Origin of the sequence: Thioalkalivibrio sp. XN279 (assembly GCF_011089885.1) — a bacterium.
In the GTDB taxonomy this organism is placed as follows: Bacteria; Pseudomonadota; Gammaproteobacteria; order Steroidobacterales; family XN24; genus XN24.
In genome coordinates, this window is the sequence record NZ_JAANBD010000028.1 from 379,954 (window position 1) to 395,518 (window position 15,565).

Annotated in this window: 13 protein-coding genes; 4 read left to right on the top strand and 9 right to left on the bottom strand. The window is 71.6% G+C overall.

Annotated elements, in window-relative coordinates; translation table 11 throughout:
- Positions 1-136: 136 nt before the first annotated feature.
- Positions 137-1,195 carry a B12-binding domain-containing protein gene (locus tag G8346_RS11390; RefSeq protein WP_166051292.1) on the top strand — a complete coding sequence of 353 codons (1,059 nt, stop codon included), beginning with the start codon at positions 137-139 and terminating at the stop codon, positions 1,193-1,195.
- Between the two features lie 26 nt (positions 1,196-1,221).
- Here the strand turns inward: G8346_RS11390 and G8346_RS11395 are convergent, their stop codons facing one another.
- The 4 genes from G8346_RS11395 to G8346_RS11410 form a co-directional block, all read right to left on the bottom strand.
- Positions 1,222-2,103: an SDR family oxidoreductase gene (locus G8346_RS11395; protein ID WP_166051302.1), complete on the bottom strand. Its 882-nt coding sequence runs from the start codon at positions 2,101-2,103 to the stop codon at positions 1,222-1,224.
- A gap of 118 nt (positions 2,104-2,221) precedes the next feature.
- Positions 2,222-6,103, bottom strand: a complete 3,882-nt coding sequence (purL, locus tag G8346_RS11400) for a phosphoribosylformylglycinamidine synthase (protein WP_166051303.1) — start codon at positions 6,101-6,103, stop codon at positions 2,222-2,224.
- Between the two features lie 90 nt (positions 6,104-6,193).
- Positions 6,194-6,952 carry an MBL fold metallo-hydrolase gene (locus tag G8346_RS11405; protein ID WP_166051305.1) on the bottom strand — a complete coding sequence of 253 codons (759 nt, stop codon included), beginning with the start codon at positions 6,950-6,952 and terminating at the stop codon, positions 6,194-6,196.
- 8 nt (positions 6,953-6,960) lie between these two features.
- Positions 6,961-7,302, bottom strand: coding sequence for a DUF1820 family protein (locus G8346_RS11410; RefSeq protein WP_166051307.1), 342 nt, complete (start codon positions 7,300-7,302; stop codon positions 6,961-6,963).
- A gap of 144 nt (positions 7,303-7,446) precedes the next feature.
- Here G8346_RS11410 and tagH point away from each other — a divergent pair, with 144 nt between their 5' ends.
- Positions 7,447-8,745: a type VI secretion system-associated FHA domain protein TagH gene (tagH, locus tag G8346_RS11415; RefSeq protein WP_166051309.1), complete on the top strand. Its 1,299-nt coding sequence runs from the start codon at positions 7,447-7,449 to the stop codon at positions 8,743-8,745.
- Here tagH and G8346_RS11420 read toward each other — a convergent pair.
- Genes G8346_RS11420 through G8346_RS11430 form a run of 3 tightly spaced genes read right to left on the bottom strand, consistent with a single transcriptional unit; the run spans position 8,742 to position 11,523 of the window.
- Positions 8,742-10,211 (bottom strand): SDR family oxidoreductase, encoded by a 1,470-nt coding sequence (locus G8346_RS11420; protein ID WP_166051311.1) that lies wholly within the window; start codon positions 10,209-10,211, stop codon positions 8,742-8,744. The two genes, tagH and G8346_RS11420, sit on opposite strands and share 4 nt — an antisense overlap.
- Positions 10,211-11,140 (bottom strand): SDR family oxidoreductase, encoded by a 930-nt coding sequence (locus G8346_RS11425; protein ID WP_166051313.1) that lies wholly within the window; start codon positions 11,138-11,140, stop codon positions 10,211-10,213. Before G8346_RS11425 ends, G8346_RS11420 begins: the two co-directional genes overlap by 1 nt.
- Positions 11,137-11,523, bottom strand: a complete 387-nt coding sequence (locus G8346_RS11430; RefSeq protein WP_166051315.1) for a thiol-disulfide oxidoreductase DCC family protein — start codon at positions 11,521-11,523, stop codon at positions 11,137-11,139. The genes G8346_RS11425 and G8346_RS11430 overlap by 4 nt, the downstream gene beginning before the upstream one ends.
- A 99-nt stretch (positions 11,524-11,622) precedes the next feature.
- Here G8346_RS11430 and G8346_RS11435 point away from each other — a divergent pair, with 99 nt between their 5' ends.
- Positions 11,623-12,345 carry a class I SAM-dependent methyltransferase gene (locus G8346_RS11435; RefSeq protein WP_166051317.1) on the top strand — a complete coding sequence of 241 codons (723 nt, stop codon included), beginning with the start codon at positions 11,623-11,625 and terminating at the stop codon, positions 12,343-12,345.
- On the top strand, positions 12,342-13,655 hold the full coding sequence (locus tag G8346_RS11440; protein ID WP_166051319.1) for a class I adenylate-forming enzyme family protein: 1,314 nt from the start codon (positions 12,342-12,344) through the stop codon (positions 13,653-13,655). Before G8346_RS11435 ends, G8346_RS11440 begins: the two co-directional genes overlap by 4 nt.
- On the opposite strand, the gene G8346_RS11445 is transcribed toward G8346_RS11440, so the two are convergent.
- On the bottom strand, positions 13,599-14,660 hold the full coding sequence (locus G8346_RS11445; protein WP_166051321.1) for an enolase C-terminal domain-like protein: 1,062 nt from the start codon (positions 14,658-14,660) through the stop codon (positions 13,599-13,601). The genes G8346_RS11440 and G8346_RS11445 overlap by 57 nt on opposite strands.
- On the bottom strand, positions 14,653-15,552 hold the full coding sequence (locus G8346_RS11450; protein ID WP_206202705.1) for a 1,4-dihydroxy-2-naphthoate polyprenyltransferase: 900 nt from the start codon (positions 15,550-15,552) through the stop codon (positions 14,653-14,655). Before G8346_RS11450 ends, G8346_RS11445 begins: the two co-directional genes overlap by 8 nt.
- Between the last annotated feature and the right edge of the window lie 13 nt (positions 15,553-15,565).

Genomic DNA, 15,565 nt, shown 5'->3' on the forward strand with positions numbered 1-15,565 from the left:
TGCTGGGCTCCGTGGTTCAGGCCGGCCGCCTGCATCGCGGGCGGGCATCTTGGCGAGGCTGCATTATAATCCTGCGAATCCGCACGGCGTCCCGCATGCGAACACGCGGACCATGGCAACCAATGATGATCATCGCATGAGCCAAGCCGACACATTCACCGCCGACCTGCTGGAAATCAGTGCTTCAGGCTATGCCGCGCTCGCGGCAGAGCGGCTGCTGGCGGCGCATCCACAAGTCGCGGCGCGCTTCGGCGCCGACGCCGTCGGTGCCTGGAAGTCGGCCCTCGCGCAGCGCATCGTCGAACTGGCGACGGCGCTGAGGCTGGGCGAGCCGGAGCTGTTCCGGGCCCGGGTGAACTGGGCCCGGCGCGCTTTCGGTGCGCGCGAGGTCCCGGAAAGCGACCTGCGCGCCAGCCTGGAAGCCCTCGCGGCAGTGCTGGCTGAAGAACTGCCCGCACCGGCGCGGCCCGGCGCAGCCGCGCTGCTGGCGGATGCGCTGGCGGTGCTGGACACGCCGGCCGAATCCGGTGACCAGCTCATCGACCCTGCGACGCCCCAGGGACGCCTTGCCCTGGCGTATCTCGCCGCGGTGCTCGAAGGCGACAGCCGCAAGGGCACCGAGCTGGTGCTGGATGCGGTGAATGCGGGCATGCCGGTGCGCCAGGCCTACCTCGAGGTGCTGGTGCCGGCACAACGCGAAATCGGCCGGCTGTGGCACGCGGGCGAGCTCGGCATCGTCGAGGAGCACGTGGTGACCTACACCACCGAACGGCTCATGACGCTGCTGGCCCACCGCGCCGAGCGCGCGGCTCCGAACGGCAAGACCGTGGTGTGCGCCGCCGTGGCCGGTAACGCGCACGACATCGCCGTGCGGGTGCTGGCGGATTTCTTCGACATCGCCGGCTGGCGCGCCGTGCACCTCGGCGCCAGCGTGCCGGCCGCCGAGATGGCTGCCGCGGTGCAGTATTTCGATGCCGACCTGGTGGTGGTCTCGGCCGCGCTGAGCGTCCAGCTGCCGAAAGTCGCCGACACCATCGCGGCGTTGCGGCGCATCGAGGACCGGCCCGTGCGCATCATGGTCGGCGGGCTGGCTTTCAGCGACGCACCCGGGTTGTGGCAGAAGCTCGGCGCCGACGGCTACGCCACGGACGCGGAGGCGGCGGTGGCGCGCGGCAACGAGCTCGTCTCGGGCTGACGCGCCCGACGGCCCCCGACGTTCCCTCAGTCCGCGTCGCCGGCCTGCCGCACGGCCCAGTCCCGCAAGGGCGTCAGCTCCAGGTCGAAGCGCTCTGCGATGTCCTCCATCGGCACGGCATTGCCGCGTGCGTACGCCAGCATCAATGCCGTGAGACTGCGCTCCTGGGGCGCACGCGCAGCCTTCTGCGCCGCCAGCAGCTCGGCCTCGCTGACCAGTTCGACTTCCAGCCGCCGTCCCGCCAGTTCCTCGAACAGCTTGACGACGTCGAGCGGGGCGATGGCCTCGGGGCCGCCGATCTCGAGGGTGGCGTTGCGCGCTTCCTCGCTGTCCACCGCCGCGGCGGCGAACGCCGCCACGTCGTCCCGCGCCACCCAGCTGATGGGCGCGCGGCCCTCGCCGAAGATGCGCACGCGGCCGCCGGCGACGTCGAAGCCGAGCGCCGGCGACAACCAGGTTTCCATGAAGTAGGACGGCCGCAGCACGGTCCAGCTCATACCGCTGTGCTTCAGCGTCCGTTCCACCGCGCGCTTGGCCAGCGTCAGCGGGTCGTCCTTGCCGATGGCGCCCGAGTAGGACATGTACACGAAGCGCTCCACGCCCTCCTCGGCCGCGGCGTCCACCAGTGCCAGCTGGCCGTCCCGGTCCACCTTGTCGATGCTGTCGCCGGGCCGCCCCATGGCCGTCATGCCCGAGACCACGGCATCGCAGCCGCTGCAGGCCTCGCGCAGGGAGTCCGCATCGTCCAGGTCCGCCTGCACCGGTCGCACACCGAGCGCCTCCAGCTCTGCGACCGCCTCCGGCGCGGAACTCGACCGCACCATCCCATAGACCGTGCCGCCCTTTTCCGTGAGCTGCCGGCAGATGGCCCGCCCCAGCTCGCCCGTCGCCCCCGCGACCAGGATCATGTTCGTTCGCCTCCGCTCCAGTGCTGCGCCGGCCCGCGCCGGCTTCCATGGCGCTGACTCTCACGAATCCGGGGACGTCGCGTCAAGTCCGGCGACGCAGTAAAGGCAGGAACGGGCTTCAGCCCACCCAGGCGCGCGCGTTGCGGAACAGCCGCAGCCAGGGGCTGTCCTCGCCCCAGCCGTCCGGGTGCCAGGAATGCTGCACGGTGCGGAACACGCGCTCCGGATGCGGCATGGCGATGGTGACGCGCCCGTCCGCAGAGCTGAGCCCGGCGATGCCCTCGGGCGAGCCGTTGGGGTTGGCGGGATAGCTGGATGCGACGCGGCCGTAATGGTCGACGTAGCGCAGCCACACCAGCCCGGCCTCGATGCAGGCCTGCTGGTGAGCCTCGTCGCGGAATTCCGCACGGCCTTCACCGTGCGAGACGACAATCGGCGTCACCGAGCCGGCCATGCCGGCCGTCATCAGCGAGCCGCTCTCCTCGACGCGCACCAGGCTCAGGCGTGCCTCGAACTGCTCGGAGCGGTTGCGCACAAAACGCGGCCACAGCCCGGCGCCGGGAATGATTTCCTTCAGCGCCGACATCATCTGGCAGCCGTTGCAGATACCCAGGGCGAAGGTCTCGCCGCGCGCGAAAAAAGATTCGAACTGTGCGCGGGCGCGGGGGTTGAACAGGATGCTCTTCGCCCAGCCCTCGCCCGCGCCGAGCACGTCGCCGTAGGAGAAGCCGCCACAGGCCACCAGGCCGCGGAATTCGTCCAGGGCGCGCCGCCCGGCAATGAGGTCGCTCATGTGCACGTCGACGGCATCGAACCCGGCGCGATGGAACGCCGCAGCCATTTCCACCTGGCTGTTCACGCCCTGCTCGCGCAGGATCGCGACACGGGGTCGCGCGCCGCGCGCGATGAAGGGCGCCGCAATGTCGTCCCCGGGCGCGAAGCTGAGCGTGGCATGCAGGCCCGGATCGTCGTCGTCGAGACGCGCGGCATGCTCCTCGCGCGCGCACTCGGGGTGGTCGCGCAGGGCCTGCATGCGCAGGGTCACCTGCGACCAGGCGTCGCGCAACTCGCGGCACGAGGCCTCCAGCAGCAACTCCGCGCCGCAGTGGACGCGCAGCACCGGCTCAGTGACGGGCCGGCCGATGAGATGCACGCAATCCGCCAGCCCGGCCGTGGCAAAGGCGTCCTGGACGCGTTCCAGCCCGCCGCTGCGCACCTGCAGCACGGCGCCCAGCTCCTCGGCGAACAGCAGCGCCAGCGACTCGCCGGCAAGGCAGGCGATGTCGATTTCCAGCCCGCAACGGCTGGCGAAAGCCATCTCGGCCAGCGTCGCGAGCAGGCCGCCGTCGGAGCGGTCGTGATACGCCAGCAGCTCGCCGCGGGCGTTGAGGTCCTGCACCACCGCGAAGAACGTCGCCAGGCGGGCCGGCTCGTCGAGATCGGGCGGCGCCTGCCCGATGCAGCCGTACACCTGGGCCAGCGCGGAACCGCCGAGGCGGTTGCGCCCGCCGCCCAGGTCCACCAGCAACAGCTCCGTCTCGCCCAGCTCCATGCGCAACTGCGGCGTCAGGGTGCGGCGCACGTCCTCCACCGGTGCGAAGGCCGAGACGATGAGCGACAACGGCGCCACCACGGCACGCTCGCCCTCCGGCGTCTCCCAGCGCGTGCGCATGGACAGCGAGTCCTTGCCCACCGGGATGGCGATGCCCAGCGCAGGACACAGCGCCTCGCCCACCGCGCGCACGGTGTCGAACAGGGCGGCGTCCTCGCCGCTTTCGCCGCAGGCCGCCATCCAGTTCGCCGACAGCCGCACGTGGCCCAGCGAAGGCACCGCCGCGGCAGCGATATTGGTGATGGCCTCGCCCACCGCCATGCGGCCGGACGCGGGCGGGTCCAGCAGCGCCAGCGGCGTGCGCTCGCCCATGGCCATGGCCTCGCCGGTGTAGCCGCGGTAACCGGTGTTGGTCACGGCCACGTCCGCCACCGGCACCTGCCACGGCCCCACCATCTGGTCGCGCGCGCTCAGCCCGCCGACGCTGCGGTCGCCGATGGTGACGAGGAAAGTCTTGTCGGCCACCGCAGGGAACTGCAGCACGCGCAGGGCCGCCTCGCGCAGGTCGATGTCGCCGGGTAGGGCGTCGCCATTCCGCGCCATGCGCCCGGCCTCGCGCGTCATGCGCGGCGGCTTGCCCAGCAGCACCTCCACCGGCATGTCCACCGGCGCGTTGCCGAACAGCGCGTCGCTCACCAGCAGGCGGCGCTCCACCGTGGTCTCGCCGACGTCGGCCCAGGGACAGCGCTCGCGCGCGCAGATCGCGGCGAAGGCCTCGAGCCGTTCAGGCGCCACCGCCAGCACATAGCGTTCCTGGGCCTCGTTGCACCAGATGGCCATGGGGGACATGCCCGGCTCGTCGTTGGGGACCTGGCGCAGCTCGATGCGGCCGCCGAGCTTGCTGTGGTCGATGACCTCGGGCAGCGCGTTCGACAGGCCGCCGGCGCCGACGTCATGGATGAGCATGATCGGGTTGTCTTCGCCCAGGGCCCAGCAGCGGTCGATCACTTCCTGGGCGCGGCGCTGGATCTCGGGGTTGCCGCGCTGCACCGAGGCGAAGTCGAGGTCCTCGCTGCTCTCGCCGCTGGACATGGATGACGCCGCGCCGCCGCCGAGGCCGATGAGCATGGCGGGGCCGCCCAGCACCACCAGGCGCGCGCCCGGCGCGACCTCGCCCTTCTCCACGTGCCCGGCGCGCACGTTGCCCAGGCCGCCGGCGATCATGATGGGCTTGTGGTAGCCCCGCACCACCCCGTCGACGGGCAGCTCGCAGGTGCGGAAGTAGCCCGCCAGGTTGGGCCGGCCGAACTCGTTGTTGAAGGCGGCGGCGCCGATCGGCCCGTCGCGCATGATCTCCAGCGGCGTGGCGATGCGCCCCGGGAAGCCCGGGCCGTCCTGCTCCCACGGCTGCTCGTAGCCGGGGATGCGCAGGTGCGAGACCGAGAACCCGCACAGCCCGGCCTTGGGCTTGGCGCCGAGGCCGGTGGCGCCCTCGTCGCGGATCTCGCCGCCGGCGCCGGTCGCAGCGCCCGGGAAGGGCGAGATCGCGGTCGGGTGGTTGTGGGTCTCCACCTTCATGAGGATGTGCACCGGCTCGGCGACGTAGCCGTAGCTGCCGTCCGCCGGCGCCGGGAAGAAGCGCTCGGCCTCCCAGCCCTCCATCACCGCGGCGTTGTCGCGATAGGCCGAAAGCACGCCGCCCGGCGACTTCTCATGCGTGTTGCGGATCATGGCGAACAGCGACTTCGGCTGCGCCTCGCCGTCGACGATCCAGTCGGCGTTGAAGATCTTGTGGCGGCAATGCTCGCTGTTCGCCTGGGCGAACATCATCAGCTCGGCGTCGGTCGGGTTCCGCCCGGTGTCGAGGTAATGCGCCGCCAGGTAATCGATCTCGTCTTCGGACAACGCGAGGCCGAGCTCGCCATTGGCGCGCACCAGCGCCTCGCGCCCGCCACCGAGCAGGTCCACCGTGCCGAGCGGCGCCGGCTGGTGGCGCTCGAACAGCCGCGCCACCTCGTCGACGCGTCGCACCACCGACTCGGTCATGCGGTCGTGCAACAGCACGGCGACGCTATCGAGTTCCGCCGCTTCCAGCGGCCGCCGGGTCACCAGGTGCCAGGCGATCCCGCGTTCGAGCCTGCGCACCATGCCGAGACCGCAGTTGTGGGCAATATCGGTGGCCTTGCTGGACCAGGGGGAAATGGTGCCGAAGCGCGGCACCACGAGCAGGAACTCGCCCTCGGGGAAGGCCACGGCGCGCGACGGCCCGTAGGTCAGGAGCCGCTTGAGCAGGCGCAGCTCCGCCTCGTCCAGGTCGCGTTCCAGGTCGGCAAAATGCATGTGGCGCGCGGCAACGCCCGTGACCGCGGGACAGGCGGCGCGCAAGTCCTCCAGGCGCTTGTCGAGTCGGAACTGGGAGAAGGCCGGCGCACCGGGCAGAGTCAGCATGATTTCCTGGGGCCGCGGGCTGGGGGGCGTCGGGATTTTACGACAGACGCCGCCCCCTGCCCACCCGGGCCCGCCGCGCGCCGTGGGCGCCTACAGGGAGCGCCAGTCCAGCCCGGCCTGCTGGCGCGCCACCGCAACGTCCTGCGGCGGGCAATCCAGCACCGCCGCCAGGGCCTGTTGCGCCAGCTCGGGCCGGTTGTTGTGGTCCGAGAGGTGCAGTGCGACCAGGTGCTGCAGGCGCGCGATGTCGACGCTCGCCAGCAGCTCGGCGGCCTGCCCGTTGGAGAGGTGGCCGAGGCCGCCCCCGACCCGCCGCTTCAGGGATTCCGGGTAAGGCCCCCCGGCCAGCATGGCCTCGTCATGGTTGCACTCCACTGCCAGCGCATCGCAGCCCTGCAGGCTGGCGACGACGTGCGGAGTCACCCGGCCCAGGTCGGTGATGATGGCCAGCCGCACGGCCCCGTCGGCGAACAGGAACTGGCAAGGCTCGCGCGCGTCGTGCGGTACCGGTACCGGTGTGATCTCGAAGGGACCGAGCGCGAAGGGTTCGTGTGCGCTGATCAGCTCCAGGCGCGGCGGCGGGGTCATGCGAAAGCCCTTCGCGGTCCCGGCGGTGGCCAGCACGCGCAGCCGGTGACGCGTGGCGAAGCGCGCCACGCCGCCGATGTGGTCGCTGTGCTCGTGGGTCACCAGGATGGCCTCGATGTCGGCCGGGTCGCGCCCGAGCGCTGCGAGCCGCGCCTCGGCCGCCTTCAGGCCGAGGCCGCAATCCAGCATGACGCAGCGGCCGTCGGCTTCCACCAGCGCGGCGTTGCCGCGACTGCCGCTGGCCAGCCAGGAAAATCGCACCGGGGACCCTACTTGCCGCGGGAGGAATCAGTGCCCGGCGCGTACACCGGCAGCGGGAACTGGGCCACGTTGCCGCCCTCGATGGCGCTGATCTTGCTGACGCCCTGCGTCTCCACCTCGTCGACGCGCAGCACGGAATGCAGCGGGATATAACTGCGCTGGACGCCCGCAAACTCCGAGCGGATGCGCTCCTCGGACGGATCCACCACCACCGAGCTGCGCTCGCCGAATACCAGCTCCTCCACCGCAAGGAACCCGAACAGGTCGCCCTGGGACACGGACCGGGCATAAATCTCGTAGACCTTGCCCTGGTTGACGAATAGGACCTTGTAGATGCGCCTGTTTGCCATGGGACTCACTGTAACGGAGGGGGGAAGCGACCACCTGCGGCGGGAAAGCGTGACGCAGTTCACATAATGTGTCGTTGTGGCCGGGCCGCGTTTAACCTATTTTTGCTGCATACGCCCTCAAGTCAATGTTTTGCCGGAATCCAAATGCCCCTGACCCTGAAGATCGTCAGCAAGCAGAAGCACATTCTCGGCGCCGACAGCGTACGGGTCTTCAGCGTGCATGGGGGTTCCATCGGCCGGGCCTCGGACAACGACTGGGTGCTGCCGGACCCCGACCGCTACATCTCGGGTCACCATGCCAGCGTCGATTACCGTGACGGCGCCTACTACCTGCGCGACACCAGCACCAACGGGGTCTACGTCAATCGCTCCGACCAGCCGGTCGGCCGCGGCACGCCGATCCGGCTCTACGACGGCGACGAGCTGCGCATGGGCGACTACCTGTTCCGCGTCAGCATCATCCAGGTGAGCCAGAACGAGGAGGAGTCGCGCGGCCCCCGCCTGAAGCGCAAGGAGGAGGATCCCGCCGCCCTTTCGCTGAAGCTGCTCAGCGAGCACGCCGAGGCCGGCGAAGACGCGCAGGAACGGCTCGACCGCCAGCTCTCCGGTCGTCATTCTGCGGGCGACGACATGCTCGCCACCGTCCGCGTCACGGATGCGGAAATCGACACCCAGGCGGACGTCGACCGCAAGAAGGTCGCGGCGCTCAAGCAGCAGGAGTCTGCGCACTCCAGCGCCGGCGACTCGCTGCGCTTAGACAGCGTGCCCGACCTGCCTGGCCTGCCCAAGGCCGCCCCGCGGGGCGGCGAGCGCCGCGATTTCACGGAGGCTGTGCGCATGCTGCTGGAGCATGCCGGCCTCGATCCGGCCAACGTCGCGCGCGAGGACGAGGACGAGATCATCGCCGTCGCCGGGCAGTTCATCCGCAGCGCCACCGACGGACTGCGCGTGCTGCTGGAACAGCGCGGCAAGACCAAGAGCCAGTTCCGTATCAGCCAGACCGGTTTCCAGGCCGCCGGCAACAACCCGATCAAGCTCATGTCGACCACGGAAGAAGCGCTGGAGAACATGTTCCACCGCCAGGAAGACGTCGACCCGGAGGCTTACCTCGGCCCGCTGCAGGCGGTCGAAGACGCCGTGCGCGACCTGCGCATCCACCAGGTCGCCGTGATGAAGGCCATGCAGGTGGCGGTGCGCGAACTGCTCGACAAGCTCGACCCCGGCGAACTGGAGGAGCGTTTCCGCCAGGGCGCCAAGGGCGGCGGGCTGTTGTCCAGCTCGCAGAAAAGCCGTTACTGGGAGCTGTACCAGGAAGCCTATCGCTCGATCGCGGGCTTCCCGGACGAGAGCTTCACCGCCGTCGTCGGCGCGCGCTTCGCGGACGCCTATGACCGCGAGGTGCAGACCTCGGTGTCGCGCGAGGCGCGCAAGAAACGCAGCTAGCCCTTCTCCGCCGCCGCCAGGCGCGGCGTGTCCGCGCCGGATTCCGCGCGCCGTGCGATCGCCTCGGTCATGCGGCTGAAGATCAGGCCGTGGAATGGCGCCAGCGGGTACCAGTAGAGGAGTCCCCACGCGCCCTTCGGATGCCAGTAGGCGGTGGCGGTGATGCGCGTGCCCTCGCCCTCCGGCTCGAGCTCGAACTCCAGGATGCCGGCGCCCGGCGCTTTCATGCCGAACAGGAGCGTGAGCCGGCGCTCGAGCTCGAGCCCGATGACGCGCCACGAATCGACGGTATCGCCCACGCGCAGCTCGCGCTCGTGGCGTCGGCCGCGGTTGAAGCCGGGGCCGCCGATGAACCAGTCCGCCAGCTCGCGCAGGGTCCAGAGGAAATCGAGGGCGTAATAGCGGTTCTTGCCGCCGATGGCGGCGATCACCTGCCAGGCCTCCCCGGGCGCAGCAGTGGTCGAGGCGCTGCCGGAACTGCGCTTGGCGTAAAAGGCGTAGTCCTGGCGGTAGTTGCGGTACATCAGCGCGCCTTCCGTCCAGCGCGCCGCCACCGCCTGGCGCCGCTCCGCCTCCAGCGCGGCGCTCACGGCGGCCCGGTAATCCAGCAGGCGCTGCGGCACCAGTGCGCGCAGCGGCTCGGGATCCGCGGGGATGTCGTGCGCCAGGCCGCCGATGAGCGCGCGCGCCACGGGCGTGGGCACCGTGGTCACCAGGCCCAGCCAGTACGACGACAGCATGGGCGAAAGCACCGGGACCGGCACGATGCGCGTCTTGCGCCCCACCACCTCGCCGTAGATGCGCATCAACTCTTCGTAGGACAGCATCTCGGGACCGGCAGCGTCATAGATGCGGCCCGCGCTCTCCTCGTGCTCCGGGATGCGCGCCAGGTATTCGAGCAGGTTGTCCAGCGCGATGGGCGGCATGCGTGCGCGCACCCAGCGCGGCGTGACCATGGCCGGCAGCGCACCGACCAGGTCGCGAATCACCTCGAAGGCGGCGGAGCCCGGCCCGACGATGATGCCGGCGCGGATCTCCGTCACCGGGACCGCCCCATGGCGCAGGCGATCCCCGGTCTCCTTGCGCGAGACCAGGTGCTCGGAACGCGCGCCCTCGGGGATCAGGCCGCCGAGGTACACGATGCGGCGCACGCCGGCACGCGCCGCGGCAGCCGCAAAATTATCAGCGCACTCCAGGTCGAGCTGCCCGAAATCGGCCCCGGCGGCCATGGAATGGACCAGGTAGTACGCCGTGTCGACGCCCTTGAGCACGGCGTCCAGCGTGTCCGGCTCCAGGGCGTCGGCGGACATGCGCTCGACGGTTTCCCAGCCGGGCCGCTCGAGGGAGGCCGCATCGCGCGCCACGGCGCGCACACGCTTCCCCGCCGCCAGCAGGTAAGGCACGAGGTGGCCGCCGATGTAGCCGCTGGCGCCGAAGACCAGGTTGAGCGGGCGTCGCCTGGCCATCAGGCGCTCGGGTTCACGTAGGCCAGCGCAGCGGGCTCGAAGCGCCGCGGCTGGATACCGAACATCGACCAGGCCTCGCTGCCGTCGCAGGCGTTACCCTCGAGCAGCATGTCGAGCTGGGCGCGGGTCACCGGGAACCAGGCGAAGCGGTCCAAGAGGGCCGCCGCGGCGCGCGGCACCGCGACCGGCGCCGGCACCATCAGCTTGCGCTTCCCCGCGGCCGCGGCAATCACGCGCAGGATCTCGCGCCACTCCGGGGCCTCGGGACCGCCCAGCGGGAACACCCGGCGCACGCTGGCCGGCGTCTCGAGGGCGCGCACGAAGGCCTCGGCCACGTCCTCCACCGCCACCGGCGACATGCGGAAGCGCCCGGCGCCGGCAGGCCACAGCCCGGCGTGGAACAAGGGCGCCGGGATCGGCGGCTTGAGCATCTGCTCGTAGAGCATGCTGCAGAACTCCATGCGCCCGCGCGGGTCGCCGAACACCACGGAAGGACGAAACACCGTCCAGTCGAGCCCGCTCGCCGCCAGGTATTGCTCGGCGCGGAACTTGGTGGACTGGTAGCCGGTGCCGTCCGGCTTGACGCCGTTCGCACTCATGAGCACGAAACGCTGCACACCGGCGGCGACGGCCGCGTCCACGACCCGCGCCGCGCCCTGGTAATGCATCTTCTCCCAGGTGACGCCCTGGTCCGGGAACTCCCGCAGCAGGCCGATGTTGTAGATCACGGCCTCGGCGCCTGCCAGGCAACGGGCGATGGCGCCGCGATCGTCGATGTCGCCGGGAACGATTTCGCAGCGCTCCGGTTGCACCACCTTGGACTCGCTGCCGGGCCGCACCAGCAGGCGCGGCGCATGGCCGTGCGCAAGCAGGGCATCGACGAGGTAGCTCCCGACGAAACCCGTGCCACCGAACAGGGCGACTTTCATGACATGCTCCTCGCGCCGGGCACCGGGCAGGTCCCGCTGCTGCAGCGCTTCTCAAACCTGCCCCGACTGTGCCAGCGATAGGCCCGGTCGAACAAGCGCTCCATGCCGGCCGCGCGCACCCCGCGTGACAGCCAGCGCCAGCCGGGCAGCTGGTCCCACAGCAGGAGGAAGGCGTCGCCGCCGGCCACCAGCCGGCCGTGACGGTCGCGCACGTGCAGGGTTTCCATCGCCGCGGCAAAACTGACGCCCTCGGCGGTCAGCGCCTCCGGCTGGACCATGAGATCCACCCACTCGGTGCGTCGCGCCCAGTCGCGTCCCTGCCAGTGGGCGGCGCCGGCGGCGCAGACGGGGCAACCGCTGTCAAAGTAAACGATCGTTTTCATGCCGCTGCATTCGTTGCGTGTGTCGCCGCCGGATTCGGTCCTTGCCGCCCGCCGGGCCCTGTCTTAAGGTACGCCGGCCAACAGCCACCGGTCCAAGCCGTGTCAGACCTTTCCCATACTTTCGGCAGCCAGGAAGTCGATCCGCGCGAGCGGGAACAGCTGGTGCGCGACGTGTTCCGGCGCGTGGCGCGCCGCTACGACCTCATGAACGACCTGATGAGCTTCGGCATCCACCGGCTGTGGAAGCGCTCCATGGCCTGGGCGGTGAACCCCGGCCCGGGCCAGTGCATCGTGGACCTCGCCGGCGGCACCGGTGACATCGCGCACCGCCTGGCCGGCGTAGACCGCCAGGTGATCGTGGTCGACCCCAGTTACGAGATGATGGCCGCCGGGCGCGACAGCCGGCACCACGCCCTGCGCTGGGTCGCCGGCACGGCCGAACAGATGCCCTTGCCGGACGCCAGCGTCGACGCCGTCACCATCGCTTTCGGCATCCGCAACGTCACCCGCATCGAGGACGCGCTGGCCGAGATCCTGCGCGTGCTCAAGCCCGGCGGCCGGCTGCTGTGCCTCGAGTTCTCGCGCGTGCAGGGCCCCCTGCGCGTGCCTTACGAGTTCTACAACCGCTGGGCCATCCCCGCCATCGGCGCGATGGTGGCCGGCGACACTTCCGCCTATCGCTACCTGGTGGAGTCCATCCGCCGCTTTCCGGACCAGCAGGCCTTCTGCGGCATCCTGCGCCAGGCCGGGTTCACCGACGTCTGGTACCGCAACTACAGCATGGGGATCGCCGCCCTGCACGTCGGCTCCCGGCCGGCATGACCGCCGCGCCGCCGGTGGCCCCGCTCGCCGCGCTGGCGCGGCGGCCCGCGGCGGACCCGGTGCTTTACTGGCCCGGCGGCGTGATGAGCGCCGGCGAACTCCGGCGCCGGATCGCCAGTCTCGCGGCAGCGGCCGCCGCGCACTCCCCCGGGCCTGGCCCGCTGCGTGTCACCAGCACCGACCGCCTGGAAATGCTCACAGGCGTGCTGGCGGGGCTGTCGCTGGGACGGCCGGTGCTGCCGCTGGCCGCTGCATCCGGAGATGATCCGGCATGGGGACTGCCCCCCGGCACAAAACCGGCTGCAGAACTCTGGGTGCCGACCAGCGGCAGCAGTGGCCCGGCGCGCATCGCGCGGCTGCCGGCAGCCGCACTGGATGCGCACGTGGCTGCCAGCACGGCCGTGCTCCCGCGCCTCGGGCCGGGCGATCGCTGGCTGGTGTGCCTGCCGATGCACACCATCGGCGCCCTGGCCGCCGCCTGGCGCGCGCTCAGCGCCGGCGCCTCGCTGGCCCTGCTGAAGGGCTTCGATGCGGCGGCCGCACGGGCGCTCATGGCCGCGGGCGCGACGCATGTCTCCGTGGTCCCGGCCATGCTCGCGCCGCTGGCCGCGGCGAAGGCCCCGCCGCCGCGAGGGCTGCGCTGCCTGTTGTCCGGTGGCGGACCCCTGTCGCAGGAGGCGGCGGATATCGCGCTCGCGCAAGGCTGGCCGCTGTGGCAGGGCTGGGGCATGACCGAGACCTGCGCGCACGTCGCGGCCGGGCCGGTCGACGCCGCCTGGCAGCCCGGGGTGGTGGGACGCCCGCTCCCCGGCGCGGAGCTCTCCGTCGAGCCCGGGAGCGGGCGCATCCGCATTGCCGGGCCGATGGTCATGGCCGGCTACCTCGACCCGGGCGGCTCGCGCGACGCGGGACTCGCCGCGGACGGCAGTTTCCTCAGCAGCGACGCCGGCGAGTGGCTGGACGACGGCCGGCTGCGCTTGCTCGGGCGCGCGGATGAAGTCATTGTCAGCGGCGGCGTGAACATCCATCCCGAGACGGTCGAAGCGGCGCTCGAGGCCTGTCCCGGCGTCGACGAAGCGGGCGTCACGAGCCGGCCCGACCCGCGCTGGGGTGCGCTGGTGGTCGCGGTTTACGCCGGGGACATCACGCCGCCGGCGCTGGATGAGTGGGCGCGGCAGCACCTGCCGGCCACCGTCCGGCCGCGTCGCTTCCTGCGCGTGGCGCGCCTGCCGCGCAACGCCATGGGCAAGCTGCTACGCCGTCAGCTCGGCGAGCTCGGGCTCGAAGCCGAGGCCGGGCCGCTCGGCTAACTGCAGCACGCCGCCCGGCGCCGGCGCGGGACCGAGCAGCCTGCTCAGCCAGCTGGCGGTGTCGAGACCGTGCGCCAGGCCGTTGCCCAGCACCGCGGCGAGATGCGCCGACAGCCACAGGCCGACCGCGGTATCGACGCTCGCCGTGACGATGCTCTCGGTGCGCGGGCGCAGCGCCAGCGCCAGGACGCGCGAAGGACCGCCCACCACCATGGGCTTCAGCACCTGGCGGCGCACCGGCAGCGCCGTCTCCTCCGGCCACGACGACAGGGACTCGTCCAGGGCGATGGAGAAATCCACCATGCCCTGCAGCCGGGCCAGGTCCTGTGCGTCGGCGTCGGCCGCGGGTTCCTCGAGACCCTCGATCGGCAGGCCCGCAAAGCGCGGCAGGACCTGCTCCGCCTCGGCCGTGGTCCAGCCGCGATTCACGTCGAGCCGCAGCTGCAGGCCGTCGGGCAGCGACTCCATGGCGCGGAAGAACAAGGGCAACTCGTCTGCCAGCGGCGCGGTCGCCAGCTTCAGCTTGGCCACCTCGAAGCCCCGGCGGCGCGCCTCGACCAGGCGCGCGCCCAGGTCCTCGTCGACGGCGCCGACAAAGGCGTTGACGCGCACCTCGCCGCTCGCGTCCGGCCGCAGCTGGCGGAACAACGGCACGCCGGCCCGCCGCGCCTCCAGGTCCAGCAGGGCGCACTCCAGCCCGCAACGCGCCGCCGGCCGCTCGCGCCCGGGCAGCCGCGCCCGCGCCTCGGCCGCGGACAATCCCGCCAATTCTGCGCTCGCCCGGCGCAGCGCGGCCTCGGCGAGGTCCGCCGTCTCGGTACCGGCGCCCGGCAGCCCGGCGGTCTCGCCCCAGCCGTGCGCGCCCTCGCTGTCCTCGACCCGGACCAGCCAGCCGCGGCGCAGCACCGTGTCGCCACGCGCGCACTTCCATGGGCGCGACAGCGGGATCGCGTAGGGGTGCAACTCGATCCGGGCGATGCTGCGCCCGGCGCCCGCCTCAGACACGCAGGCCACCGAAATACACGCCGACACAAAGCAGCAGCCCGTAGACGAACTGCAGCCGTGCAGTGTCGCCGAGCAGCGCGTTGAATCCGGGCCCGACCGGCTCCATGAGGAAACGCCGCACCAGCAGCATGGCCCAGGGCAGCACCAGCAGCGGCCACAACCAGCCGCGTCCCCCGCCGAGCGCCAGCAGCGGCAGCACGGTGAACGGCAGCAACATCAGCAGGCCGTACTCCATGCGACTCACGCCGGGACCGAACACCACGGCGAACGTCCGTCGCCCGGCACGGCGGTCGTTGTCGCGATCGCGGTAATTGTTCACCACCAGCACCGCTGCCGCCGGCATGCCGAGCAGGCCGCCGGCGAGCAGGGCCACGGCGTCGAAGCGCCCGGCCTGGAGGTAATAGCTGCCGGCCACCGCCGCCAGGCCGAAGAACAGCCAGACGAACACCTCGCCCAGGGCCGAATAGGCGATCGGCCGCGCGCCGCCGCTGTAGCCCCAGGCACAGATGATCGAGGCGATGCCGATGGCCAGGATCGGCCAGCCGCCGACCCAGGCCAGCCACAGGCCGAGCAGGCCCGCCGCGGCGAAGGCGAGCACCGCGGCGCGCTTCACGGCGGCCGGGCTCAGCCAGCCCTCGGCGGTGGCGCGTCGCGGCCCCAGCCGGGTGCCCGGATCGTCGGCGCCGCGCTCGAAGTCGGCGACGTCGTTGTGCAGGTTGGTGCCGACCTGGATGAGCAGCGCGGCCAGGATGGTGACGGCGAACACCGCCCAGGACACCCGGCCGCTGTCCTGCGCCGCCAGCGCAGTGCCGACCAGCACCGGCACCACCGCCACCCACAACGTGCGTGGACGGCTGGCATCCAGCCAGTGGCGCACAAGCCGTTGCGGCATCGCCTGCGTCACG

What these genes read in the sequence shown, in the direction of transcription:
- purL (WP_166051303.1), bottom strand. Translation starts at nt 6,103, where the DNA reads ATGCTGACTCTGCCCGGTGCGCCGGCCTTCTCCCAGTTCCGACTCGAC.
- G8346_RS11425 (WP_166051313.1), bottom strand. Translation starts at nt 11,140, where the DNA reads ATGAAAGTCGCCCTGTTCGGTGGCACGGGTTTCGTCGGGAGCTACCTC.
- G8346_RS11410 (WP_166051307.1), bottom strand. Translation starts at nt 7,302, where the DNA reads ATGGCAAACAGGCGCATCTACAAGGTCCTATTCGTCAACCAGGGCAAG.
- G8346_RS11395 (WP_166051302.1), bottom strand. Translation starts at nt 2,103, where the DNA reads ATGATCCTGGTCGCGGGGGCGACGGGCGAGCTGGGGCGGGCCATCTGC.
- tagH (WP_166051309.1), top strand. Translation starts at nt 7,447, where the DNA reads ATGCCCCTGACCCTGAAGATCGTCAGCAAGCAGAAGCACATTCTCGGC.
- G8346_RS11430 (WP_166051315.1), bottom strand. Translation starts at nt 11,523, where the DNA reads ATGAAAACGATCGTTTACTTTGACAGCGGTTGCCCCGTCTGCGCCGCC.
- G8346_RS11440 (WP_166051319.1), top strand. Translation starts at nt 12,342, where the DNA reads ATGACCGCCGCGCCGCCGGTGGCCCCGCTCGCCGCGCTGGCGCGGCGG.
- G8346_RS11450 (WP_206202705.1), bottom strand. Translation starts at nt 15,552, where the DNA reads ATGCCGCAACGGCTTGTGCGCCACTGGCTGGATGCCAGCCGTCCACGC.
- G8346_RS11390 (WP_166051292.1), top strand. Translation starts at nt 137, where the DNA reads ATGAGCCAAGCCGACACATTCACCGCCGACCTGCTGGAAATCAGTGCT.
- G8346_RS11420 (WP_166051311.1), bottom strand. Translation starts at nt 10,211, where the DNA reads ATGGCCAGGCGACGCCCGCTCAACCTGGTCTTCGGCGCCAGCGGCTAC.